The following is a 22,679-nucleotide window of genomic DNA, read 5'->3' as shown; positions in this document are numbered from 1 at the left end:
GCCATGTTCGATCCAACCGAATGCTGGAACTATCTCAAACAGGCAGGCTACGTTGCATGTTAATCGCCCGATGCTCTCTAGGATCCATGCCGTTACCTTAGCCACAAAGTGCGTCGGAGCAGAAATTCTTCACCGTTGCAGCGCGTGAAAGCAACGGCATGGATCCTCGGGTCTGCGCCGCGTCGCTTCGCTCCTTGCTTCGCCCAAGGATGACGAAACGATGAGCTTTCGGCTAATCTCCAAGCTCGCATGATCTCACGTCCCCATCAGCTTCTTCACCTGCTTCATATCCTTCAAAAACCGTTCGCGCTCGGCTTCCTTGTCGGCTGGCTCATGGATGCGCAGGATGAAGGAGGGGTGGATGGTGATGAAGACGCGCAAGCCATCTTCTCGCTCGATCACCTGGCCGCGCATCTTGGTCACCGGGATCGCCTTGCCCAGCAACGACAATGCCGCCGTGGCACCGAGCGCCACGGCGAGGTTAGGCTTGATGAGCGCGAACTCCCTGTCGAGCCACCAGCGGCAGGCCTGGACTTCGCCGGCATTGGGCTTTGAGTGGATGCGCCGCTTGCCGCGCGGTTCGAACTTGAAGTGCTTGACCGCATTGGTGACATAGACCTTCAGGCGGTCGACGCCCGCGTCGTCCAGGATGGCGTCGAACACCTTGCCGGCGGGGCCTACGAAAGGTTTGCCGGTGAGGTCCTCCTGGTCGCCGGGCTGTTCGCCGACGAAAACCACTTTGGCGTTGTCGGGCCCTTCGCCGAACACGGTCTGTGTCGCATCGCGCCACAAGGGACAGCGGCGACAACCCTTCGCGACTTCGCGCAACTCGGTGATGGTGCTCGCACCATCGTCCTCAAGCTCTTCGGCCGGCTGGCGTTTTGGCCAATGCTTTGCCTGCACCTTGGCGTGACGCGGCGCGGGCGTTGTCGACATCCTGGCGATCATAGCTATAGCGGCCTTGTCCGCTCCTGCGATTAGATCTGGAATGAGCGAAGCCTCTGGAAGGTTCCGCCAATATTTTTTTCGGCATCTCCTTCTGCATGGTCTTCACCTTCGCCGCGCCGGATTGAAGATGTTCTCGAAATGGGTGCGCCACAGCGCCTCGGTATCATCCTGTGCCGGCACGTCACCCTTCGCGGCGCCCGGCCCGATCGCCAGCCATCTCGGATGGTAAGAGCACTCATACGTTCACGGTATGTTCTAATTGGCCGCTACGCTACCTCTTTTGCGGGCAGGCGGCGAAAAAAGTGATCGCCGCCCATCATCAGGTCGTCACACCTCGTGCAGGTAGAGATGATAATCCAGTTCGCTAACCGTGCGTGCCACGCGCAGATATTCGGACTGTTTGATCGCCACGAAGGTTCGGTGCAGATCTTCGCCGAGCGCGCCTTTCAGGAAGCTGGACGCTCTGGCGGCTTCGATGGCCGCCCGCCAGTCGGCCGGCATGGTGGTGCGGGTCACCTCGGCCTCATAGCCATTGCCGGTGGTCTCGGGGCCGGGGTCGAGCGCTTCGTCGAGACCCTTGATGATGCCGGCCAGCACCGTCGCCGCGATCAGATAGGGATTGGCGTCGACGCCCGACGGGCGATGCTCGATGCGCCGGTTCCTGGCGTCGCCCGCTGGCACGCGCAGCGCCACCGAGCGGTTGTTGACGCCCCAGGTGGGCGCCACCGGCGCATAGGATTGCGAGACGAAGCGGCGCCAGGAATTGGCGTGCGGCGCAAACACCAGCATCGATTCGGCCATGGTCTGGATCAGGCCGCCGAGACCGCGCAGCAGCGGCAGCGACCAGGTTTCGCCGGGGCTTTCCGAAAAGACGTTCTTGCCGTCCTTGTCCTGCAGCGAGACATGGAAATGCATGCCCGAGCCGGCATATTTCTCGATCGGCTTGGCCATGAAGCAGGCGGTGACGCCATGGCGGCGCGCCTGGGCCCGCACCAGCCGCTTCAGCATGACAAGGTCGTCGGCGGCCCGCATCACATCCTTGCGGTAGTTCAGCGTCAACTCGTACTGGCCTGGCGCATACTCGGAGATCACCGTCTCGGCGGGAATGCCTTGCGCCTTGGCGGCGGCATAGATGTCGGAGAACAGCGGCTCCATGCCGTGCAGATGGTCGACCGAATAGACCTCCGTCTTGCCCGAAACGCGGCCGTCCAGCACCGCGCGTGCCGGCTGCACCTTGCCGTCGGCATCGCGCTCGTTGGCCAGCAGGAAAAATTCCAGTTCGAAGGCACCGGCGGGATAGAGCCCCTTCGAGGCCAATATGTCGACCTGCCGTGCGAGCGCCAGGCGCGGGTCCGACGACATTGGCTGGCCGTCGAGATGATACATGGCCATCAGCACCTGGCCGCGCGGTGGGCTGGTGCCATGGAGCGGCACCAGCGTGCCGGGAATCGGCCACGCCCTGAGGTCGCCGTCCCCGGTCGTCCAGATCAGCCCTGTCTCGTGCACATCCTCGCCGGTGATGTCGAGGCCGAGGATCGAGATCGGCATGTGCCGGCCGCCCTCGAAGATGCTTTTCAGCTCGTGCCGGCGCACGATCTTGCCACGGCCGACACCATTGGCGTCGGTCAGCACGATATCGAAGGCCTCGATCTCGGGATGGGCATCGAGAAAGGCTTGCGCCTCGGTGGGCGAGGAGCCCGAAGGTGAAATCATGATGGCACTCGGGTTTGGCTGGGCCGCTTGTCTCATGCCGCAAGCTTTGCCGCAACCGCGCCGAAGGCGGCGATCAGCCGGTCCACCTGCGCGGCGCGGGTCGCCGGCGAGATCAGCATCATGTTGTGGAACGGCGCGATCAGCACGCCGCGATTGACCAGCGCGACATGGAGGGCGGCTTCCAGCTCAGGCGCATGCGCGCCCTCCGCCTCGGCGCCGTTGCGCAACGGACCGGGTGCGCAGATGAACTCGACGCGGGCGCCGATACGGGCGACATGCCATGGCAGGCGATAGCGGTCGATCACCTCGGTCAGTCCGGCATCGAGCCGCCGCGCCAGATGATCCATGCGGTCATAATTCTCCTGCGTCATCACCTCTTCGAGCGTGGCGCGCATCGTCGCGAACTGTAGCGGATTGGCCGACAGCGTCGTGCCCATGCCGGAATAGCCGGGCTCCTTGGTCCTGTTGTAATCGGCATAGCGCGAGGCGACTTCATCGCTCATGCCCCACACACTGGCCGGCACACCGCCGGCGATCGGCTTGCCCAGCACGAAGAAATCCGGATCCAGCCCGTATTTCCCGGTGTAGCCACCGGGGCTGGTCGAGATGGTGTGCGTCTCGTCGATCAGGAGCAGCGTGCCGGCCGCGCGGGTCAGTCTGCGCAGCGCGTCGTGGAAGCCGGGATCGGCCAGTACCATGCAGGAATTGGTCAGCACCGGCTCGGCGATGACGCAAGCCACATCCCTGTCCTCGAGCGCGGCTTCCAGCGCGGCAATGTCGTTGAACTCGATGACCTTGGCCGTGCGGGTCAGGTCGCGGAACTCGCCCGCCAAGCCCGGTCGGTTGACGGGCTTGCCGTCGATCAGCCGCACCATCGTCTCGTCGACCGAGCCGTGGTAGCAGCCGTTGAAGACCAGGATCTTCTCGCGGCCGGTGACGGCGCGGGCAACGCGCAGCGCAAAGCGGTTGGCGTCGGTCGCCGTGGTCGCGATCTGCCAGAACGGCAGCCCGAAACGCTGCTGCAGCAGCGGCCCGATGGCGAGTGCGTCCTCTGAAGGCAGCATATAGGTCAGGCCGCGACCGGCCTGACGGCGGATGGCGCGCGCCACCGGCGGCGGCGAATGGCCGAACATCGAACCGGTATCGCCAAGGCAGAAATCGTCCAGCCTGTTGCCGTCGATATCAGTGATCGTGGCGCCCCTGGCGCTGTCGACCAGGATCGGAAACGGCGTCGGCCAGTCGTTCATCCAATGCATCGGCACGCCGCCGAAGAAGCCCGGCAGGCCGTTGCCGGCCCCGGCGTGCGATTTCGGCCGCGCCTTGCGGAAGACCTCGGCCTCGCTGTCGCGCAGTTCGGCGATGCGGTCACGGCCGATGCCGCCGATGGACGTCTTGGAACTGTCGCTGCTGTGCATGAAACCCCCTCTCGCTGGCCCCTCTTAGCCAATCAAGCTCCGCGACCGCAATTAGCCGCGCGTCCGTTCTGCATTGGCTCAGCAGTAGGGCAGTAGGGCAGTAGGGCAGTAGGGCAGTAGGGCAGTAGGGCAGTAGGGCAGTAGGGGAGGCAGTTTCCCGGCCAGGTCCGGTACATACTGCCTTACTGCCCTACTGCCTTATTCCCTCACGCCGTGATGTCGATGACGCCGCAGTCGCCGGCCGCGCTGCCGAAGGCGACGCGGCGTTCTTCCTTGTCCCACATCATCGAGGTGATGGCGCCCTTGCCCGGCCGCCGCAGCAGCACTTCCTTGGCGTCGGCGAAGCGCACCGCCATGACCATGCCGTCGTCATAGCCGATGGCCGCGACGTCCTGGCTCGGATGGCAGGCGACCGAGGTCACCATGGCGTTGCCGCGCGTGCCGAGCTCCAGCGGCGCCTTGCCCATCGGCCCGTCCTTGCCGGAAAACGGCCAGACGATCGCCGCCGGCGCACCGGAACTTGCCAGCCATTTGCCCTTCACGCTCCATGAAAGGCTTTTGACCTTGCCGGGATAGCCGCTCATGCGCATGTGCTTGCCGTCGGCCAGCTTCCAGCCATGCAAGGCGTTTTCCTGCATGGTCGTGACCAGAAAGGCGCCATCGGGCGAGAAGGTGATCCCGGTATGGGCGCCGGCCCATTCAAGCTCGACCGGCTTGCTCTCGGCGGCCGGGAAATGCAGCGTCGCACCATTGTAGCGGGCGACACCGAAGCGCATGCCCTTGGGCGAGAACGCCAGCCCCTCGACGGAACGCGGATGGGCGAACTCCCTGGTCTTGCCGTCGGCAAAGCGCACGAAGGCGGTCTTGCCCGAGGCATAGGCGATGGTGCCTTGCGGTCCGGCTGCGACGCTGGTGATCCACTTCTTGCCGGCGCTCGCCAGTTCGGTCACTTCGCCGCCGGCCTTCACGGCCAACGTCTTGCCGTCCTCGCCGCCGGTGATCAGCCGGTCATTGGCCGCATCATGGAAGGCGCTGAGCAATCCGTCATTGGCCTGGAAGGTCTTGTGGCCATTGTCGAGCCGATGAATGGCGCCATCGGCCAGCGCAAAATGCGGCACATCGCCGAGAAAGACGGCGGCGACGCAATGGCCTTCGAGATCAAGCGGGGCGACGGTTGGCATGATTATCTTTGTTCAACGGGATGAGATTACAGAGGCGGCTTACTCGACGTTTGCGGTTCGGGCAACCAGGAGGATCGCCAAGGGCCATCAAAGCAATCCCTTGGCGCGCAGGTCGGACGCGAACGTCGCCAAGGGCATCACCAAGGTCAATTCCCGCCCTTGCACGCGCTCGGCTCCATAGCTGGCGTACCACCTCGCGGCTCGCTCGTTCTTGGCATCAATGATGAGCAGGATGCCGCCACCCTCGCCGGCGAGCCGCAGGCAGCGCAACACGGCGGCGGCAAGCAGTTGACCTCCAAGCTCGTGACCGGCGACGGTGCGGTCGGTTGCGAGCCGAGCAAGCTTGAAACCGGAAACCTCGTGTCGCGCAAGGCCCTTCGTCATTGTTTCGGGCACGGTTTCATGAGCCACGGCAGACGGCGCGATGGTATGGAAACCGAGGATACGCTCCGAAGCTGTGTCATCGATTGCACAGAAGGTCTTGGCTGCGTTTTGATCGTGGCTCTGTCGCGCGAATCTTCGCAGGAAATCGTTCATTTGCGTGTCGCCGCAATCGAAAGACGTCCGATCGTGTCCCTTCGCAATCGGTTCCTCGTGCCAAGGCGGAAGCGTCACAGTGTATCCGGCAAGGTGGCGATCGCGGCCCGGAGCTTGGCGTTGGGTTTTGGCGGGTGTTCCAACAGGTTAAGGATGCGCGTGAAATCGCGGCCGGATACCGTCGTCACCTCGGCGGCTTCGATCACGGCCTGCGCTTCGGGCACGATCTTGTCGAGGATGAAATCGGTCATGTCCTTGTGCGACAGTGCTGCGGCGCGGGCGATCATCGCCTTTTGCGCTGGAGGAATGCGGATTTGGAAGCGCTCGCTTTTGTTGTCGGCTGATCTAGGCATAGATATTTCCCAGTGTCGATGTACACATAGTATGTGTACATCGTGAGATATTCAACCCGCTAAGGCGCCGTGAGGCCAGGTCTACGCCAGGCAGGCGTCAAAGCTCTTCTTCAACCGTTCGGCGTCGAGCTCGCGGCCGATGAACACCAGCCGGCTCTCATGCTTTTCGCCGTCCTTCCAGGCGCGCTGGTGGTCGCCCTCGATAATCATGTGCACGCCCTGGATGACGTAACGCTCATCATCCCCCTTGAGCGCGATGATGCCCTTCAGGCGCAGGATGTTCGGACCTTCCATCTGGGTGATCTTCTCGATCCAGGGGAAGAACTTCTTCGGGTCCATCTCGCCGCCGCGCAGCGACACCGACTTCACCGTCACGTCGTGGATATCGGAAGGATGCGAATGGTCATGATCATGATGATGATGGTGGTCATGCCCGTCGTGATCATGGTCGTGGTCATGATGATCGTGGTCATGATGATCGTGATCGTCGCGCGCTTCGAGGAAATGCGGGTCGTTTTCCAGCGCCCTGGACAAGTCGAACGCGCCGCGGTCGAGAACCTCCGACAGAGCAACGCCGGCGCGCGTCGTGCGATGGATCCTTGCCGCCGGATTGATGGCGCGGATCGTCGCCTCGACCTTGGCGAGTTCTTCGGGGGTGACGAGGTCGGTCTTGTTGAGCACGACGACGTCGGCGAAGGCGATCTGGTCCTCGGCTTCCTTGGAATCCTTGAGCCTGAGCGGCAGATGCTTGGCGTCGACCAGCGCCACGACGGCGTCCAGCTTGGTCTTGGAGCGCACGTCATCGTCCATGAAGAAGGTCTGCGCCACTGGCACCGGATCGGCGAGGCCGGTGGTCTCGACCACGATGGCGTCGAAGCGGCCGGGCCGGCGCATCAGGCCTTCGACGACGCGGATCAGGTCGCCGCGCACCGTGCAGCAGACGCAGCCATTGTTCATCTCGTAGATCTCCTCGTCAGATTCCACGATCAGGTCGTTGTCGATGCCGATCTCGCCGAATTCATTGACGATGACCGCGTAACGTCTGCCGTGGTTCTCCGACAGGATGCGGTTGAGCAGCGTCGTCTTGCCGGCGCCGAGATAGCCGGTGAGAACGGTTACGGGAATCTGCGTCTGTGCGTCGCTCATGGCTTGCCTCGAATGACTGGGCCCTGAAAATCCAGGCCGAATAAAGGGATTGTCGGTTCCATATAGGAGGTGTGCCGGGCTTTTGCACGGGGCAAACCAATGGGCCAAGCGGCCGGCCGGGATTGTCCTGTGGTGATGGTGGCGGAAAGTGTCGCCGTTTCTGTGATTGGAAGGCAAAGAAGGCATCTTGCCAGGAGTCGCCGATCGTCGCAGCGGCCGTCGTCGTCATCGTCGCGGATCCGAGGCTCGGGAAACTCGTTTGTCATCTAACTGAAATAAACATCTGGCATTAGCCACGGCGGACACCACAATGCTTGCCGGCAAAGCTGTTTGGGGCGCCGGAATCTTTTTCGATCGTCGATTGCCAACCGGCCGGCTGCGTCTATGCTACGCGCACCGGTACGGCCGAAGAGGGATGACCATGGCCAAGGCGGACAAGACTGCAACAATGAGCCGGCTGCATTCGGCGGCAAGGCTGGCAAGAACGGCACTTGCGGCGCGGCTTTTGGCGCATGGCTTCTATGCCGGCCAGGATCAGATCATGCTGGCGCTTGATCGCGAGGACGGCCAGACGCCGGGCAACCTCGCCGGTCGCCTCGGCGTGCGCCCGCCCACCATCACCAAGACCATCAACCGGCTGCAGGCCCAGGGCTTTCTGGAAAAGCGCGCCTCCGAGTCCGATGCCCGTCAGGCGCATATCTTCCTCACCGATACCGGCCGCGAAACCATCCGCGCCATCGAGAAGTCGGTGAAGAAGACCGAAAAGCAGGCGCTGAAGGGCCTCGACAAGAAGGAGCAGAAGTCGCTGTTCAAGCTGCTTGCCCGCATCGAGGCCAATCTCTCCAACGCGGAATTGGTCTTGATCGACGACGACGCCGAGTCGGACGACTGATCGCCTGATTGCAACGGTCAGGCAGCTGCCGGACCTTCCCGGATCAGCGAGGACCAGCGCCCCGGCGTCATGCCGAACGCCTTCTTGAATTGCCTGTTGAAGTGGCTCTGGTCGGTGAAGCCCGCTTCGACCGCGATCTGCGCCAGGGGCTCGCCGGCGGCGATCATCCGCCGCGCGCGCTGAAGCCGGCGCATCACCAGGAAACGATGCGGGCTGGTCGAGAAGGCGGCGCGGAAATGCCTCGACAAGGCATAGCGGTCGAGCCCGGTGACGGCTTCCAGTTCGCCGGAGGTCACGGGGCGAGTGGCATTCTCCGTGAGATAGTCGCGCGCCAGCGCTGCCGCCCGCCACGCCGTTCTGGCCATCGGCTTAGCCGGCTGGCCGGCATGGCGCGACAGGCTCCGCATCAACTGGCTGAGGAAGTCGGCAACAAACAACTCGTCGAGTTCCTGCCGCAACGGCCCTAGTGCTGAAAGCAGCGTCGCGCAGAAGGCATCGTCCCTCACCACGGCATCCCTGACGAAGGGCAGGGATGGCCCGCCAAGGCAATCGAGCATCAGCGACGGTTCCAGATAGAGCATCCTGTAGCGCAACCCGTCCTCGGTGCCGGCGCCGCCATCATGCAATTCGTCGGGATGCAGCACGATGATCTGGCCGGGCAGGCTTATCCGCACCGCACCGCGATAGCGAAAGGTCTGCACACCCTGCAGCGTCACCCCGATCGCGTAAGTGTCGTGACGGTGCGGATCGAAGGCGCTGCCGTGAAACCGCGCCTCGATCCGCTCCATGCCGACAGGGTCGGGAGCGGAGATGATGCAGTTTTCGGCCGCGCCGGCGCACAAACGTCCAAGACCCTCGAAGGCCTGGCGGTCTAGTTCGAACGACATCGTCTCCTTCAGCCTCGCAATCGGGGCCTAATTCTCGAATGGTCCATTTTCTCATGTTCGATACGAAATTTGCAATCGTCCTGCGGGAAGACTTGCCGGTCTGGCAGAAACTCAACGTCACCGCCTTCCTGACCAGCGGCGTCGTCGCGCAGTTTCCAGACATCATCGGCGAGCCCTATCGCGACCGCGCCGGCAATCTCTACAACCCGCTGTCGATCCAGCCGGTCATCATGCTGTCGGCCGATCAGGCGACGCTGGCCACGATTCACCGGCGCGCGCTGGAGCGCGGCGTGATGACCTCGCTCTATGTCGAGGAGATGTTCTCGACCGGCTTCGACGCTGCCAACCGCGCCGTCTTCGCCGAATTCGCGCCCGAGGACGCCAAGGTGGTGGGCATCGCATTGCGCGCCGAGAAGAAGATCGCCGACAAGATCACCAAGGGCGCCCGTATGCACGCATAGAGGCAAAAGATTGCTTAGGCCGCACTGGGCTGTGGACTCTTAAAGCGAAGCGACAATCTGACGACCGCCAAACTCCACGAACATTCAATATTGCCGCCAAGGCGGTAGTGAATGCCGATTGTAAGCAACTCCCAGCGCACAAGCGCTGGCGCCGAATGTCGCAATTGAGCGCCAGCTCGGCGTATCTCATGGCGACTCTCTCAATACGCCCGGTGCAAATTACTGGTCAGGTCAGTGAGCTTAAGGAGGATTTGCATGCGGGGTCATTGCTTATGTGGCGCTATTGCTTTTGAAGTCGATGGTCCGGCGCAAGCATGCGTGGTTTGTCATTGTGAAAGTTGTCGGCGGCAATGTTCCGCGCCGATGACCACCTACATCGGCGTCTTGGATGGTCACTGGCGATGGTTGGGCAAGCCACCGAAAACGTTCAACTCTTCTCCCCGTGTAGAAAGAACATTTTGCGGTCACTGTGGCTCGCCGCTGTCCTTCCGTTCAACGAACATGTCTGGTGTCATGCATTTTTTTGCCGCAGCGATGGAGGAGCCGGAAAAATTTGCACCCACGCTGCATGTCGCCTTTGAGGAGAAGCTCCCTTGGTTGAAACTCGCCGACGGCCTGCCGACACGGTTTGGGCCTGACTACACGAAAAGCTAGATCTTAAGTGATGGACAACCACAGGCAGGACGAGGGCTAAGCCTGCACAGGCGTATCGTTGTGCCAGACGCTTTTGGCTTGCCGGCAAGCGACAATTCCCGCAAAGGTGGGCTCCAGCCCAGCTTCCCCCGGCCTGCAAGTGAGTGCTCCCCAAAGATATGTCGAAAGCGCGACACCGCCCGTGGCGATCCTGTGCATGCTTGCGACCTACGTCTTCTTCACCTTCCTCGACACAAGCAGCAAATATCTCGTCCTCGCGGGTGTTTCCGCGCTGATCGTCGCCTGGGTGCGCTTTGCGGTGCATGTGGTGCTTGTCGGCGCGCTGCTGCGCGGCTGGCGCGAGCCGGTGCGGTTTCGTCCGGTCAACCTGCCGGCGCATGTGCTGCGTGGTGTGTTCCTGTTCGGCTCGACCATGTGCAACATCCTGGCCTTGCGCTCGCTGCAACTGGCCGAGACGACGTCGATCTATTTCTTCGGACCGATGGTGATCACCGCACTTGCCGGTCCGCTGCTCGGCGAATGGGCCGGCTGGCGGCGCTGGCTGGCCATCCTGACTGCCTTCACCGGGGTTCTGATCATCACCAGGCCAGGTGTCGGCGTCTTCGGCATCGGGCACCTCTTCGCGCTGGGCTCGATGCTGTCCAACAGCTTCTATGTCATCATGACGCGCCGCATGTCGGCCACCGAAACGCCGGAAAGCCTGATCCTGTTCTCGGCGCTGGCGCCGGCGGTGCTGCTTTTGCCGATGCTGCCGTTTTCATTCTCGCTGCCGCATGATGGCTGGCACTGGTTCGTGCTGCTCATGCTCGGCGTTTTCGGCGGCGTCGGGCACTGGCTGCTGGTCCAGGCCTATCGGCTGGCGACGACCACGGCACTGGCGCCCTATCCCTATTCGCAGATGGTATGGATGATCCTCTCCGGCTGGATCGTCTTTAGCCAATTCCCCGATCGCTGGACACTGGTCGGCGCCGCCATCATAGTCGCCAGCGGCCTCTACATCGTCCACCGTGAGCACCGGCTCCGGCTGCAGAGCCGAGCGGTCTCCGATGTCGAGGCGGAAGCGCTGGCAAAAAAACTTTGATTTGCCCCCAATCGATGGCATAAGGCCGCCTTTAAACTGTTTAATGCATGTTACCCAAAAGTGGGAACCGGTTCCGGGACAACCGCATGCATAGGGACTAAAGCCGGTCGGGGAGCACAGGTCACTGGCACAGAAGATCAAGCTGTCGACGATCGCGGATGCGCTCGGCGTGTCCACCGCCACGGTGTCACTGGCGCTGCGCGACAGCCCGCTGGTTGCCGGCTCGACGCGCGATCGCATCAAGGAACATGCGCGCGCCATCGGCTACATCTACAACCGCCGCGCCGCCAGCCTTCGCACCTCGCGCTCGGGCATTGTCGGCGTCGTCGTCCACGACATCATGAACCCGTTCTTCGCCGAGATCCTGCGCTCGATCGAAAGCGAACTCGACCGCAGCCGGCAGACCTTTATCCTGTCCAACCACTACGACCAGCTCGAGAAGCAGCGCACCTTCATCGACACGCTGCTGCAGCTCGGCGCCGACGGCGTCATCATGTCGCCGGCCATCGGCACGCCAGCTTCCGACATCCTGATGGCCGAGGAGAACGGCCTGCCGGCAGTGCTGATCGCCCGCACGGTCGAGGGCGCCGACGTGCCGGTGTTTCGCGGCGACGATGCTTACGGCACCGGCCTTGCCACCAACCATTTGATCTCGCTCGGGCACAAGCGCATTGCCATGATCGGCGGCACCGACCAGACCTCGACCGGCCGCGACCGCTACCAGGGCTATGTCAACGCCATGGAGGCGGCGGGGCTCGAAGTCAGGCCGTCCTGGCGCATCGCCGGGCCGCGCACCAAGCAGGCCGGCTTCGAAGCCGCCGGGCAATTCCTGGCGCTGAAGGACAAGCCGACCGCCGCCTGCTGCTGGAACGACCTTGTCGCCATCGGCCTGATGAACGGCATCGCGCGTGCCGGTTTGGTGCCGGGCATCGACATCTCCGTCACCGGTTATGACGATCTCGAGGAAGCTGCGATCGCCACTCCGGCGCTGACCACCGTCTGGAACGGCCAGCGCGAGGTCGGCCGCCGTGCCGCCAGCGCGCTGCTCGACAAGCTCAACGGGCAGACGGTGCGGCCCTCGCAGGAATTGATCAAGCCGGAGCTGCATGTGCGTCAGTCGACCGGCAAGCCGGTGGAGCGTGCATGACCAAGGCTGAACAGCTCGATACCATTGCCGTTCTGGTGCCGGCGGATTTCAGCGGCCATGCGGCAGAGCGCATCGATCGCATCTTCAGGCAGGTGAGGATCGAGCGCACAGATCCGGCGCTGGTCACCGAGGAGATGCGCCGCACGGTGCGTGGCATAGCCTCCTTTGCCGGCATCGGCGCGGCGATGATGGACGCATTGCCCAATCTCGAAATCATCGCCTCCTTCGGTGTCGGCTACGATTCGGTCGATGTCAGCCATGCGGCGGCGAAGGACATCATGGTCACCAACACGCCCGACGTCCTCACCGAAGAGGTCGCGGACACCGCGATTGGCCTGCTCATCAACACGATCCGCGACCTGCCGCGCGCCGAAACATGGCTGCGCGACGGCAGCTGGGTGCGCAAGGGCAACTATCCGCTGAGCCGGCTGACCTTGCGTGGTCGCAGCGTTGGTATTTTCGGCATGGGCCGTATCGGGCTAGCCATCGCCCGGCGGCTGGAAGCGTTCGGCCTGCCGGTCGCCTATCACAACCGGCGTCGTGTCGAAGGTCTTCCCTACCAGTATCATCCGACGCTGAAGGGGCTCGCCGAGGCGGTCGACACGCTGATCTCGGTGGCGCCCGGCAGTGCCTCGACACAGAAGGCGGTCAACGCCGAAATCCTGTCGGCGCTCGGCGCCAATGGTGTCTTCGTGAACATCGGACGCGGCAGCACGGTCGACGAGACGGCGCTGGCGGCGGCTCTTGCCGGCGGCACCATCGCCGCCGCCGGGCTCGATGTCTTCGCCGACGAACCGAACGTGCCCAGGGCGCTACTTGACGCGCCGAATACCTCGCTGTTGCCGCATGTCGGTTCCGCCTCGGAGCATACGCGCCGCGCGATGGCGGATCTTTGCGTCGACAATCTGGTGTCCTGGTTCAGCGACCGCCGGCCGCTGACACCGGTGCCAGAGACGGCCAACGTGAAGCCTCGCAGCTAGCCAAAAGGCAAACCCGATGGCTGTAAGGCCTCCCGAAAACTCGACGATCTCAGTCGCGACCAATGGTCGGGAGCAGCTTGTTTCAATTCCATACCCAAGACCGCCTGCCACTACCTATATGGCAGGCGTGTTCATTCTATTCTGGCTTGGCGGCTGGGCTTTCGGGGAGATTTCCGCCGCCCACCAGATCATGACAACGCCGGCGGGAGGTGGAACGGGATTTCTCGTTTTCTGGCTTTGTGCCTGGACGGTAGGAGGCCTCTTTGCGGTCCTGACTATTCGCCGCGTTTTCCAGCGATCGATACCTGAAACCATAAAGCTCGAGCTTGCTGGACTTGTCTATGATCCGGGCATAGCGCCCTTCAAGATGCCGAACTCGAGATCTTTCCCGGCAGGGTCCTCTCTGTTTCCGAAGCGGACCGAACTTAGGATCGACCGGACGCAGCTCAAGTCGTTGAGACTTCGCGAGGGCGACACCTGCAACCGGCTAACAGTCGACGCTGGTGCACAGAGGATTGAACTTGCGTCAGGTGCCACCGATGTCGAACGTGAATGGCTGTTCAAGCTCCTCTCGGATCGCTACTTGCCGGCCGCGTCGAAATAGGCTGGCGTTTTTCGGTAACCTTCGACATTTGCGATCTGTCGCACCGCCGTATTTGTTTACGCCGGCTTAACTCTTTGAAATTATTCTGAATCCAGAAGTTCGCAGGGTGAAGAAAGGATGAAAGTGCTTTCCGCACTGATTGCGGTCGCCGCGCTGTTTGGCGGCGTCCAGCTGTTTCACGGCGGCAATGGGGCAAGCGTCGCCGAAGACGCCCCGGCGCCCGGCAACACTTAGGCTGGTCGCCAATGGCGACGAAGGGGCCTGCGCGGTCACGCGCGGCGCCCCGGTTCTCGGACGGCCTGTCGCTGTTGACGCTGGCGCCCAATTGCCGGCGGCTCTTGCCAGGCATCGAACAGGCAAAATTTTGGCGCGAAGGACAGGACGGAACGGTCGCCTTCAGCGCCAACGGCATCGATCCGATCGTGACCTTCGCCGTGGCCGATGGCGGCGGCTATGAATCCTACGCCCCGACCGCACCTTTGCTGTCGCTGGCGGGCGATCGGAAGACTGAAGACTGATTATTCCGCAGCGGCCCGTGCACCGGATTTTGCTGTGGCGTGCAGGCGCACCGCATCGCCGAAAGCGCGGAAGATCTTGGCCGAGATGCTGTCCGATTTGACCCAATATTCCGGGTGCCACTGGACACCGACCGCGAAGGCGCGGGCATCCCTGACCGAAACCGCCTCGACCGTGCCGTCGGCGGCGACGGCTTCAAGCTGCAGCTTCGGGCCGAGTCGGTCGACGGCCTGGCGGTGCACCGAATTGACCATGATGTCGCCCTCCCCGAACACGCCGGCCAGGCAGCTTCCGGGCTTGATCGTCACCTTCTGGCGGATGCCGAAGCGCTCGTCCTGATTGTCGCTCACCGGTGCGCGGTGGTCGAGCGAACCCTCGCGCTCCTGGATCTCGGTCGCCAGCGTGCCGCCCAGCGCCACATTCATCTCCTGGATGCCACGGCAGATGGCAAGCAGCGGCACGCCACGCTCGATCGCCCTGCGGATCAGCGGCAGCGTGGTGGCGTCGCGGGCCGGGTCGTAGGGGCCGTTGGCTTCACTGGGGTCGCCGCCGTAGAGCGAGGGGTGGACGTTGGATTTCGAGCCAGTGACCATCACACCATCGACCGATGACAGGAGTTCATCGAAGTCGAGCCTGTCGCCGAACGACGGCACCAGCAAGGGAAACACGCCCGCACCCACGATTGCGGCTTCCAGGTATTGCTGCGGGGCGGCATGCCAGGTGTAGTTGTCGAACTGGCGGACGTCGGTCGATATGGCGACGAGCGGCTGATGCATTTTGGGTCTGTTTTCCATCTGGCAAGGGATGTCCTGCCCTCAAAATAGGCGATCCCCTGGCTTTTTTCCATGCCAAGTTTCAGCGTGTCGGATAGGCCAGCAGACAGCCCGTTAGACTATAGTGGCAAGGTCGCGCGCCTGCGCTGTCAAATCCCTCCGCTATGCTGGACTCGACTTCTTGCCCGTGTATTGTCTCGTCCCGACCGATCCGGATACGAAGCTTGTCCTCGGCATCGGTCTGTTGATCCAAAAGGGAGGACTTCATGGATCGTCGTTCGTTCATTCGCAAGGCCGGCGTGACCGGTGTCGGCGCCGCCGCGGCGGCGGCAACTCTGGCGGCACCGGCTATAGCCCAGTCCAATCCCAAGGTGACATGGCGGCTTGCGTCGTCGTTCCCGAAGTCGCTCGACACCATCTATGGCGGCGCCGAGGTGTTTTCCAAGATGCTGTCGGAAGCCACGGATGGCAATTTCCAGATCCAGGTCTTCGCCGCCGGCGAACTCGTACCCGGCTTGCAGGCCGCCGACGCCACCACGGCCGGCACGGTCGAGGCCTGCCACACGGTGGCATATTACTATTGGGGCAAGGATCCGACCTGGGCGCTGGGCGCGGCGGTCCCCTTCTCGCTCAACGCGCGCGGCATGAACGCCTGGCATTACCATGGCGGCGGCATCGACCTGTTCAACGAATTTCTCGCCACGCAAGGCCTGTTCGGCCTGCCGGGCGGCAACACCGGCGTGCAGATGGGCGGCTGGTTCCGCAAGGAGATCAACACCGTCGCCGACCTGTCAGGTCTCAAGATGCGCATTGGCGGCTTTGCCGGCAAGGTGGTGCAGAAACTCGGCGTCGTGCCGCAGCAGATCGCTGGCGGCGATATCTACCCGGCGCTGGAAAAAGGCACCATCGACGCCGCCGAATGGGTCGGTCCCTATGACGACGAGAAGCTCGGTTTCTACAAGGTCGCGCCCTATTACTATTATCCCGGCTGGTGGGAAGGCGGCCCGACCGTCCACCTGATGTTCAACAAGGCGAAATACGAAGAACTTTCGCCGACTTACAAATCGCTGCTGCGCACCGCCGCGCAGGCCGCCGACGCCAACATGCTGCAGAAATACGATTATGTGAATCCGCCGGCGGTGAAGCGGCTGGTGGCTGGCGGCGCGAAGCTGCGTCCGTTCAGTCAGGACATCATGTCCGCCTGTTTCGAGAAGGCGAACGAGGTCTATGCCGAAATGGAGGCCTCGAACGCGCCGTTCAAGAAGATCTGGGAATCGATCAAGGGCTTCCGCAAGGAGCACTATCTCTGGGCGCAGGTAGCGGAATACAATTACGACACGTTCATGATGGTGCAGCAACGCAACGGCAAGCTGTAGGTCGCGACCAGCCCCTTCTCCCCGTCACTATACGGGGAGAAGGTCCCGGCAGGGGGATGAGGGGCGGCGCCAACCCTGATCGAGACAATTGCCCTGCACGGAAGAGCTAGTGGCCCGGCACCACCAGCACCTTGACCTCGCCCGGCGCGGGCGGATTGGCAATCACCGCCGGGGCCTCTCCAAGGGTGACCTGCCTGGAAATCAGCAGGTCGATCTCGATCGCGCCTGACGCGATAAGCTCGGCGGCACGGCGGTGCGTGTAGGGATTGAGGAACGAGCCCACCACCTTCAGTTCCCGGAACAGGAGGTCGAAGGGCTCGAATTGCGCCTTCATGCCTTGCGGCGTCACACCGACAATGACGACCGTGCCGCCGGCTCTCGCGACCCGCATCGACTGCTCCACGGTGTCGCGCACGCCGGCGCATTCGAACACCACGTCGGCGCCGCCTGGCATCAGCCCCGTCGGCCCGGCAATGGCATCGATGACATCGGCGGCGGCGGGATCGACCGTCGCCGTTGCGCCGAGCCTCTCGGCAAGCGCGCGCCGCGAGGCCTGCCTTGTCGACAGGATGATCGTCGTGGCGCCTGCCAGCCGCGCCAGTTGCACGGTGAGCAGGCCGATCACGCCGCCGCCGAGCACAACCACCGAACTGCCCGGCTTGATCTCGGCAAGGTCGACGCCGTGCAGGCAGCAGCCAAGCGGCTCGCAGAATGCGCCATGTGTCGGCGGCAAACCGGCGGGCAGGACAAACGCCTGTTTCTGCGGCAGCACGACATAGTCGGCGAAACCGCCGTCGCGGTGGATACCGATGGCATTGAGATTGCGGCAGAGATTGACCCGGCCGGCATGGCAATGCGGGCATCGACCGCAGGCGATGTTGGGATCGCCGGTGACGCGGTCGCCGACGGCGAAACCGGAGACGGCAGGGCCGATCGCCTCGATGATGCCCGAAAATTCATGCCCGGGCGTTACAGGCGGTCGGCAGGGAAATTCGCCATGAAACAGATGCCTGTCGGTGCCGCAGACGCCGCAGGCCTCGATCCGCACCAGAAGCTCGTCCGGTCCCGGAACGGGCTTGGCGATCTCGCGCAGCGAGATGCTGCCCACCCCCTCCAGTCGCACTGCTTTCATGGCGTCGCCCCCATCAGTTGAAGCTCGGCGGCTGCGAAAGGTCCGGCGCCGGAGCGGCCGGCTTGGCTGGCGGCGTGTCACCGAAACTCGGCGGCTGTGACAAGTCGGGTGCCGCGGGCGTGGCCGGCGCCGTACCGCCATTGGCTGGCGCCGTGCCGCCCGCCGGCGGCGAGCCGAGTGGCGACAGGCCGGGCGCTTCCGGTACCTTGTAGTCGATCACGCCCGGATCGACCGCCGAGCCCTTGTAGCGCATCACCATTTGCGGGAAGGCAATGGTCAGTCCGATCATGATCACCTGGATGCAGACGAACGGCACGGCTCCCCAATAGATCTGTCCGGTCGTCACCGGCGCGATCTGCTTGCCCGTGAGACGGTCGAGATAGGGCACGCGCGCTGCCACCGAGCGCAGGTAGAACAGCGCGAAGCCGAACGGCGGATGCATGAAACTGGTCTGCATGTTGACGCCCAGAAGCACGCCGAACCAGATCAGATCGATGCCGAGCTTGTCGGCTGCCGGCGCCAGCAGCGGCACGATGATGAAGGCCAGTTCGAAGAAATCGAGGAAGAAGGCGAGGAAGAAGACCAGGATGTTGACGCCGATCAGAAAGCCGACTTCGCCGCCCGGCAGCGAGGTCAGCAGATGCTCGACCCAGATCTGGCCGTTGACACCGTAGAAGGTCAGCGAGAACACGCGCGCCCCGATCAGGATGAACAGCACGAAGGATGACAGCCGGGTCGTCGAGGCAAGCGCTTGCTTGATCACGTCCAGCGACAGCCGGCCCTTGGCCGCTGCCATTGCCAGCGCTCCGACCGCGCCCATGGCACCGCCCTCCGTCGGCGTGGCGATGCCGAGGAAGATGGTGCCGAGCACCAGGAAGATCAGGGCAAGCGGCGGAATGAGCACAATGACGACCTGCTGCGCCAGCCGCGACATCATGCCGATCTTCATGCTGCGATCGAGGACCGCGACGACGTAGATGAAGATGACGCCGATGGCCGCGCCGAGGATGTCCGCGTTGTCGCCATGCGCCGGTACCAGATAGCGGTAGGCCGCGTAGGCGATCGCCACGGCTGCCATCAGCGCGACCGCCAGCGACACCACGCCATGGCCGAGTGTCCGTGCCTCGAGCGGCAGGGCCGGCATCGACTTTGGCCGGATGATCGACATGACCAGGATGTAGCTGGTGTAGAGGCCCGTCAGCACGAGGCCTGGGATCAGCGCGCCGGCATACATGTCGCCGACCGAGCGGCCGAGCTGGTCGGCGAGCACGATCAGCACCAGCGATGGCGGGATGATCTGGGCAAGCGTGCCCGATGCCGCGATGACACCGGATGCTACCCGGCGGTCGTACCCATAGCGCAGCATGATCGGCAGCGAGATCAGCCCCATGGCGATGACGGATGCCGCCACCACGCCGGTGGTCGCGGCCAGCAACGCACCGACGAAGATCACGGCGTAGGCGAGGCCGCCCCGGATCGGTCCGAACAGCTGGCCGATCGTGTCGAGCAGGTCCTCGGCCATGCCGGATCGTTCGAGCACGATGCCCATGAAGGTGAAGAACGGGATGGCCAGCAGCGTGTCGTTCGACATCACCCGGCTGCCGTAGAAATTGTCCGGAAGCGCATAGAGCAGCGGCCAGGCGAGGTTGATCGCACCGCCCGAATAGGGCGTCAAAAGCACGCCGATGAAGAAGAACAGCAGGCCATTTGCGGCGAGCGAAAAGGCAACGGGATAGCCGACCAGCATGAACAGGATCAGCGAGGCGAACATGATCGGGGCCATGTTCTGGGCGATGAACTCCATCACGAGCGCACCTCGCCAAGCGCCTTGGTCTCTTCCACGAGCGCCTTGGCTTCGAGTTCCGCCTGTTCATGCGCCGATATGAAGGGATTGGGATCCTCCATGGCCCCGCGCATGATGGCGATCTTCTTGATGATCTCGGAAACGCCCTGCAGCGCCAGCAGGAAGAAGCCGGCAAGCAGGATCGCTTTCGCCGGCCAGACGATCAGCCCGCCGGCATTGGTCGACATTTCGCCGCTGTGGAACGACAGCGATACGTAAGGCACGAAATAGAACACCATCAGCGTCACGAACGGCATCAGGAAGAAGACGTGGCCAAAGAGATCGATCCAGTGCTGTACGCGCCGCGGGAACAGGCCGTAGACGATGTCGATGCGGATATGCTCGTTCTGCTTCAGCGTATAGGCGGCGGCCAGCATGAAGGCGGCGCCGAACAGGTACCATTGCAGCTCCAGCCAGGCGTTGGACGAGGTGTCGAACACCTTGCGGATGACGGCATTGGCGGCGCTGACCAGGATCGCCAGCAGGATCAGCCATGAAATCCACCGGCCGATGAACTCGTTGATACGGTCGATCGTCCTGGATAGAGCAAGAAGCCCTGCCATGCCTTCCTCCCTGATGGTGGTGACGCGCGATTCCCCTTCGTCGCGCCCCCTGGACCAACGGTATGCAGTGCGTGGTCCGGTTGGTCAACACGAGGAGCGAGGATGCGCCATGTCGATCCATACGGCATGGTGGAAAACCGTAGCCTGACGGGACGTCATGCAACCAAAGTCTGATGGGATCAGACGGCCTTGCCGGCGTCCCGGCCGGCGCCGACCAGGATCAGCATGGCCACCAGGAACAGGTACATCCAGGGATCGCGCCATTCGACCGGGAAATAGCCAGCCCATAGCGATTCGGCCATGCCGAAGACGGCTGCGCCGAGCGCGGCCCGTGGCGGCGACAGATAACCGCCGACCGCTGTCACAAAGAGGATTTTCAGGCCATAGATGAGGCCGGAGCCAAAGCCGACATTGCCATAGTAGAGACTGGCCATGACACCGGCCAGCGCGGCGCAGAAACCGCCAAACAGGACGGCGCGCCGGAATACGCCGCGCACGTCGATGCCGCACATGGCGGCAGCCCTTGGATCGTCGGAGACAGCGCGCCAGGATCGTCCGAAGTTGGAGCGGGCAAACGCCCAGGTGGCGAGTGCGACCGCCGCCAGGACCACCGCGCAGTCGAGCGTCTGGATCAGCGTCAGCGTCGCTTTGAAGCCGGAGCCTTCGGCGAAAACGATGGGCTGGGCCAACAATGGCGGCAGCCACAGATCATGCGTGTCGGCTGCGATGCGGCTCGCTTCAGACAGGACGAGCAGGATACCGAGCGTGGTCACCACGATGGCATTGGGCGAGCGGTCGGCCAACGGTTCGAAGACGCTCCGCGACAGCACATGGCTGATGAGCGCGGCATAGAGGAACGCGGCGAGGATGCCGAGCAGCACCGACGCCAACACCGTCAGCCATAGCACCTGGTAGCCGAAGGCGACGGTCAGGATCATGGCCTGGCCGCAGAAGGCGAACAGCGCGCCATAGGCGAGGTTGGTGCGGTGCAGGATGCCGTTGGTCAGCACGTAGCCGAAGGCCAGCAATGCATAGAGCGCGCCTGAATGCAGCCCGTTCAGCACCTGCTGGAAGAAATAGAGCATGCAAAACCCTCAAAGCATGTCGCCCAAAAGTGCGAAGCGGTTTTTGGGACAACGACATGCTTGACGACAGGCGCATGTCGCCCAAAAGTGCGAAGCGGTTTGGGACGACGTGCTCAAGACAAAAACGACGATACCATGCACGCCGGAGAGGTTTGCATCGCTGAAACTAACTTGTCAAATGCGATTTATCAGTTAGATTTTTGGACTATGACAGTTGCCTGGACCCCACACCGCTTCACGGGCGGCCTGCTTGCGCTCGACACGGCGAACACCGTCGTGCTGCGTGGCGATCCGCGGCGCACCTTCGATCGCTTCGAAGATTCCGCCGAAATCACGCGCTTTGCCGACGCGGCCAGCGGCTTTCGCGCCGCCGAGCTTGGCGGCAGGCGGCTGGCGGTGTCCTCGCCGGTCGCAGTCGCGCCCGTCGTGCTGTCGATCCGCGAGGCGACCGACCGGCTGTTTCGCGGCGCGGTGTCGAAGGGCGCGGTCGCTACGGCCGACCTGCCCGAATTCCTGCAGGCCTGTGCCGAGGGGCTGGCCGGCAGCCACACCGAGATCGGTGCGCCGGGAAGGCCCTTCGGGAGTCCCGCGACACCGATCGCCTTCGAGGCGGCGCTGGCGGTTTCAGCGCTTTCGCTGCTGCGTGACGACACGGTCGCGAGGCTCAGGATTTGTCCCAACTGCACCTGGCTGTTCGTCGACAGAAGCCGCAATTCCAGCCGCCTCTGGTGCGACATGGCGGTGTGCGGCAACCGCCAGAAGGCAAGTCGTCACTATCGCCGCCGCCGCATGGCGGCCAGTGAGGTCAAGGATGCCTAGAGGATTCTCTCGTGCGATCGGTGCCGGTGCCATGCTGATTGCCGCCGTTGCGCTCGGCGCCTGTCGCGATACCGGCGGCGAGGGCAAGCTGTTCGAGGTTTCCGGCAAGATATTCATCTTCAACTACCGTCTCGCCAGGGCCACCTATATGGTGACGCTGCGGCCCCTGCAGCCGATGAGCGAGGGGCAGGTGGCGGTTGCCAGCTTCCAGAATCCCGCCGGCGGGGCGCCTTTCGTGGTCGAGCAGAAGGTCTGGCCGAAGCTCGACAAGGTCAGCCTGGAGAGCCCGGCGCTGACCTGCATCGTCAAGAACAAGCCCTATGCCATCGCCATCACCATCAGGAGTGCCGACGGGACGGTCCTGCAGAAGATCGACACCACGCTGACGTCGACGGAAGACCAGTCGATCCTGCCCGACCGGCCGCTGGTCATCGACCAGCTCTATACGGCCAATCCCGACCTTGCCGGCCATCCCGACGGCAAACTGCCGGGTGAGCCGAAGCCGGATTGCTCGAAAGCCGGCTGATATCCTCTGACGACATCGATTTTATCTGAAATTTTCGTGCGCCGTGG

General features: G+C 63.2%; 24 protein-coding genes. 11 read left to right on the top strand and 13 right to left on the bottom strand.

All coding sequences use genetic code 11. The annotated features are described in order from the left end of the window. Nucleotides 1-255: 255 nt before the first annotated feature. From FJ938_RS16305 to FJ938_RS16275, 7 genes are all read right to left on the bottom strand, one after another. Entirely contained in the window at nucleotides 256-990 is a 735-nt protein-coding gene (locus FJ938_RS16305; RefSeq protein ID WP_281409098.1) for a UdgX family uracil-DNA binding protein, read from the bottom strand. Nucleotides 991-1,275: 285 nt separating this feature from the next. Beyond that, entirely contained in the window at nucleotides 1,276-2,661 is a 1,386-nt protein-coding gene (locus FJ938_RS16300) for a glutamine synthetase family protein (RefSeq protein ID WP_181169118.1), read from the bottom strand. A gap of 32 nt (nucleotides 2,662-2,693) precedes the next feature. Then, nucleotides 2,694-4,076: an aspartate aminotransferase family protein gene (locus tag FJ938_RS16295; RefSeq protein WP_140695365.1), complete on the bottom strand. Its 1,383-nt coding sequence runs from the start codon at nucleotides 4,074-4,076 to the stop codon at nucleotides 2,694-2,696. A 206-nt stretch (nucleotides 4,077-4,282) separates the two neighbouring features. Then, nucleotides 4,283-5,257: a WD40 repeat domain-containing protein gene (locus tag FJ938_RS16290; protein ID WP_140695364.1), complete on the bottom strand. Its 975-nt coding sequence runs from the start codon at nucleotides 5,255-5,257 to the stop codon at nucleotides 4,283-4,285. A gap of 87 nt (nucleotides 5,258-5,344) precedes the next feature. Beyond that, entirely contained in the window at nucleotides 5,345-5,872 is a 528-nt protein-coding gene (locus FJ938_RS16285; protein WP_140695362.1) for a GNAT family N-acetyltransferase, read from the bottom strand. After that, on the bottom strand, nucleotides 5,869-6,147 hold the full coding sequence (locus FJ938_RS16280) for a DUF1778 domain-containing protein (protein ID WP_140606738.1): 279 nt from the start codon (nucleotides 6,145-6,147) through the stop codon (nucleotides 5,869-5,871). The genes FJ938_RS16285 and FJ938_RS16280 overlap by 4 nt, the downstream gene beginning before the upstream one ends. 81 nt (nucleotides 6,148-6,228) lie before the next feature. After that, a complete protein-coding gene (locus FJ938_RS16275) occupies nucleotides 6,229-7,293 on the bottom strand; it encodes a GTP-binding protein (protein WP_140695360.1) in 1,065 nt (354 codons plus the stop codon). Between the two features lie 421 nt (nucleotides 7,294-7,714). Here FJ938_RS16275 and FJ938_RS16270 point away from each other — a divergent pair, with 421 nt between their 5' ends. Then, a complete protein-coding gene (locus FJ938_RS16270; protein ID WP_140695358.1) occupies nucleotides 7,715-8,185 on the top strand; it encodes a MarR family transcriptional regulator in 471 nt (156 codons plus the stop codon). A 17-nt stretch (nucleotides 8,186-8,202) separates the two neighbouring features. On the opposite strand, the gene FJ938_RS16265 is transcribed toward FJ938_RS16270, so the two are convergent. Next, nucleotides 8,203-9,072, bottom strand: a complete 870-nt coding sequence (locus FJ938_RS16265; RefSeq protein WP_140695356.1) for an AraC family transcriptional regulator — start codon at nucleotides 9,070-9,072, stop codon at nucleotides 8,203-8,205. A 53-nt stretch (nucleotides 9,073-9,125) separates the two neighbouring features. Here FJ938_RS16265 and FJ938_RS16260 point away from each other — a divergent pair, with 53 nt between their 5' ends. The 7 genes from FJ938_RS16260 (at nucleotide 9,126) to FJ938_RS16230 (ending at nucleotide 14,517) form a co-directional block, all read left to right on the top strand. Then, nucleotides 9,126-9,533 (top strand): DUF2000 family protein, encoded by a 408-nt coding sequence (locus FJ938_RS16260; protein WP_140695353.1) that lies wholly within the window; start codon nucleotides 9,126-9,128, stop codon nucleotides 9,531-9,533. Between the two features lie 255 nt (nucleotides 9,534-9,788). After that, the gene (locus tag FJ938_RS16255; protein ID WP_140695350.1) at nucleotides 9,789-10,187 is read left to right on the top strand and encodes a GFA family protein; all 399 of its coding nucleotides are present in this window, start codon (nucleotides 9,789-9,791) and stop codon (nucleotides 10,185-10,187) included. 196 nt (nucleotides 10,188-10,383) lie between these two features. Beyond that, the gene (locus FJ938_RS16250) at nucleotides 10,384-11,268 is read left to right on the top strand and encodes a DMT family transporter (RefSeq protein WP_181165460.1); all 885 of its coding nucleotides are present in this window, start codon (nucleotides 10,384-10,386) and stop codon (nucleotides 11,266-11,268) included. A gap of 124 nt (nucleotides 11,269-11,392) precedes the next feature. Then, entirely contained in the window at nucleotides 11,393-12,415 is a 1,023-nt protein-coding gene (locus tag FJ938_RS16245) for a LacI family DNA-binding transcriptional regulator (RefSeq protein ID WP_140606744.1), read from the top strand. Then, nucleotides 12,412-13,395, top strand: coding sequence for a 2-hydroxyacid dehydrogenase (locus FJ938_RS16240; RefSeq protein ID WP_140695347.1), 984 nt, complete (start codon nucleotides 12,412-12,414; stop codon nucleotides 13,393-13,395). The genes FJ938_RS16245 and FJ938_RS16240 overlap by 4 nt, the downstream gene beginning before the upstream one ends. Nucleotides 13,396-13,411: 16 nt before the next feature. Next, on the top strand, nucleotides 13,412-13,999 hold the full coding sequence (locus FJ938_RS16235) for a hypothetical protein (RefSeq protein WP_140695344.1): 588 nt from the start codon (nucleotides 13,412-13,414) through the stop codon (nucleotides 13,997-13,999). A 245-nt stretch (nucleotides 14,000-14,244) separates the two neighbouring features. After that, nucleotides 14,245-14,517, top strand: a complete 273-nt coding sequence (locus FJ938_RS16230; RefSeq protein WP_246673358.1) for a hypothetical protein — start codon at nucleotides 14,245-14,247, stop codon at nucleotides 14,515-14,517. On the opposite strand, the gene FJ938_RS16225 is transcribed toward FJ938_RS16230, so the two are convergent. Then, the gene (locus FJ938_RS16225) at nucleotides 14,518-15,291 is read right to left on the bottom strand and encodes a gamma-glutamyl-gamma-aminobutyrate hydrolase family protein (protein ID WP_140695341.1); all 774 of its coding nucleotides are present in this window, start codon (nucleotides 15,289-15,291) and stop codon (nucleotides 14,518-14,520) included. Between the two features lie 263 nt (nucleotides 15,292-15,554). Here FJ938_RS16225 and FJ938_RS16220 point away from each other — a divergent pair, with 263 nt between their 5' ends. Then, nucleotides 15,555-16,664 carry a TRAP transporter substrate-binding protein gene (locus tag FJ938_RS16220; RefSeq protein WP_140695338.1) on the top strand — a complete coding sequence of 370 codons (1,110 nt, stop codon included), beginning with the start codon at nucleotides 15,555-15,557 and terminating at the stop codon, nucleotides 16,662-16,664. A 106-nt stretch (nucleotides 16,665-16,770) separates the two neighbouring features. On the opposite strand, the gene FJ938_RS16215 is transcribed toward FJ938_RS16220, so the two are convergent. The 4 genes from FJ938_RS16215 to FJ938_RS16200 all read right to left on the bottom strand — a co-directional run bounded on the left by FJ938_RS16215 (nucleotide 16,771) and on the right by FJ938_RS16200 (nucleotide 21,287). Next, nucleotides 16,771-17,796, bottom strand: a complete 1,026-nt coding sequence (locus FJ938_RS16215) for a zinc-dependent alcohol dehydrogenase family protein (RefSeq protein WP_140695335.1) — start codon at nucleotides 17,794-17,796, stop codon at nucleotides 16,771-16,773. A 13-nt stretch (nucleotides 17,797-17,809) separates the two neighbouring features. Continuing rightward, nucleotides 17,810-19,603: a TRAP transporter large permease subunit gene (locus FJ938_RS16210; protein WP_181165461.1), complete on the bottom strand. Its 1,794-nt coding sequence runs from the start codon at nucleotides 19,601-19,603 to the stop codon at nucleotides 17,810-17,812. Continuing rightward, entirely contained in the window at nucleotides 19,600-20,202 is a 603-nt protein-coding gene (locus FJ938_RS16205) for a TRAP transporter small permease subunit (RefSeq protein ID WP_140606751.1), read from the bottom strand. The genes FJ938_RS16210 and FJ938_RS16205 overlap by 4 nt, the downstream gene beginning before the upstream one ends. Nucleotides 20,203-20,381: 179 nt before the next feature. After that, on the bottom strand, nucleotides 20,382-21,287 hold the full coding sequence (locus FJ938_RS16200; RefSeq protein WP_140695332.1) for a branched-chain amino acid ABC transporter permease: 906 nt from the start codon (nucleotides 21,285-21,287) through the stop codon (nucleotides 20,382-20,384). Nucleotides 21,288-21,494: 207 nt separating this feature from the next. Here FJ938_RS16200 and FJ938_RS16195 point away from each other — a divergent pair, with 207 nt between their 5' ends. Further along, entirely contained in the window at nucleotides 21,495-22,106 is a 612-nt protein-coding gene (locus FJ938_RS16195; RefSeq protein WP_140695330.1) for a CGNR zinc finger domain-containing protein, read from the top strand. Beyond that, a complete protein-coding gene (locus FJ938_RS16190) occupies nucleotides 22,099-22,632 on the top strand; it encodes a hypothetical protein (RefSeq protein WP_140695327.1) in 534 nt (177 codons plus the stop codon). The genes FJ938_RS16195 and FJ938_RS16190 overlap by 8 nt, the downstream gene beginning before the upstream one ends. Nucleotides 22,633-22,679: the final 47 nt, after the last annotated feature.

It is taken from the genome of Mesorhizobium sp. B2-4-14 (assembly GCF_006442155.1).
GTDB lineage: Bacteria > Pseudomonadota > Alphaproteobacteria > Rhizobiales > Rhizobiaceae > Mesorhizobium.
Note: the sequence above shows the minus strand (reverse complement) of the source record. Positions and strands in the feature narration are given on the sequence as shown.

Excerpts from the sequence above, each read along its gene's own strand:
- FJ938_RS16300 (WP_181169118.1), bottom strand. The coding sequence starts at position 2,661 with ATGATTTCACCTTCGGGCTCCTCGCCCACCGAGGCGCAAGCCTTTCTC.
- FJ938_RS16295 (WP_140695365.1), bottom strand. The coding sequence starts at position 4,076 with ATGCACAGCAGCGACAGTTCCAAGACGTCCATCGGCGGCATCGGCCGT.
- FJ938_RS16290 (WP_140695364.1), bottom strand. The coding sequence starts at position 5,257 with ATGCCAACCGTCGCCCCGCTTGATCTCGAAGGCCATTGCGTCGCCGCC.
- FJ938_RS16280 (WP_140606738.1), bottom strand. The coding sequence starts at position 6,147 with ATGCCTAGATCAGCCGACAACAAAAGCGAGCGCTTCCAAATCCGCATT.
- FJ938_RS16275 (WP_140695360.1), bottom strand. The coding sequence starts at position 7,293 with ATGAGCGACGCACAGACGCAGATTCCCGTAACCGTTCTCACCGGCTAT.
- FJ938_RS16270 (WP_140695358.1), top strand. The coding sequence starts at position 7,715 with ATGGCCAAGGCGGACAAGACTGCAACAATGAGCCGGCTGCATTCGGCG.
- FJ938_RS16265 (WP_140695356.1), bottom strand. The coding sequence starts at position 9,072 with ATGTCGTTCGAACTAGACCGCCAGGCCTTCGAGGGTCTTGGACGTTTG.
- FJ938_RS16260 (WP_140695353.1), top strand. The coding sequence starts at position 9,126 with ATGTTCGATACGAAATTTGCAATCGTCCTGCGGGAAGACTTGCCGGTC.
- FJ938_RS16255 (WP_140695350.1), top strand. The coding sequence starts at position 9,789 with ATGCGGGGTCATTGCTTATGTGGCGCTATTGCTTTTGAAGTCGATGGT.
- FJ938_RS16250 (WP_181165460.1), top strand. The coding sequence starts at position 10,384 with ATGCTTGCGACCTACGTCTTCTTCACCTTCCTCGACACAAGCAGCAAA.
- FJ938_RS16240 (WP_140695347.1), top strand. The coding sequence starts at position 12,412 with ATGACCAAGGCTGAACAGCTCGATACCATTGCCGTTCTGGTGCCGGCG.
- FJ938_RS16235 (WP_140695344.1), top strand. The coding sequence starts at position 13,412 with ATGGCTGTAAGGCCTCCCGAAAACTCGACGATCTCAGTCGCGACCAAT.
- FJ938_RS16230 (WP_246673358.1), top strand. The coding sequence starts at position 14,245 with ATGGCGACGAAGGGGCCTGCGCGGTCACGCGCGGCGCCCCGGTTCTCG.
- FJ938_RS16225 (WP_140695341.1), bottom strand. The coding sequence starts at position 15,291 with ATGCATCAGCCGCTCGTCGCCATATCGACCGACGTCCGCCAGTTCGAC.
- FJ938_RS16220 (WP_140695338.1), top strand. The coding sequence starts at position 15,555 with ATGGATCGTCGTTCGTTCATTCGCAAGGCCGGCGTGACCGGTGTCGGC.
- FJ938_RS16215 (WP_140695335.1), bottom strand. The coding sequence starts at position 17,796 with ATGAAAGCAGTGCGACTGGAGGGGGTGGGCAGCATCTCGCTGCGCGAG.
- FJ938_RS16205 (WP_140606751.1), bottom strand. The coding sequence starts at position 20,202 with ATGGCAGGGCTTCTTGCTCTATCCAGGACGATCGACCGTATCAACGAG.
- FJ938_RS16200 (WP_140695332.1), bottom strand. The coding sequence starts at position 21,287 with ATGCTCTATTTCTTCCAGCAGGTGCTGAACGGGCTGCATTCAGGCGCG.
- FJ938_RS16195 (WP_140695330.1), top strand. The coding sequence starts at position 21,495 with ATGACAGTTGCCTGGACCCCACACCGCTTCACGGGCGGCCTGCTTGCG.
- FJ938_RS16190 (WP_140695327.1), top strand. The coding sequence starts at position 22,099 with ATGCCTAGAGGATTCTCTCGTGCGATCGGTGCCGGTGCCATGCTGATT.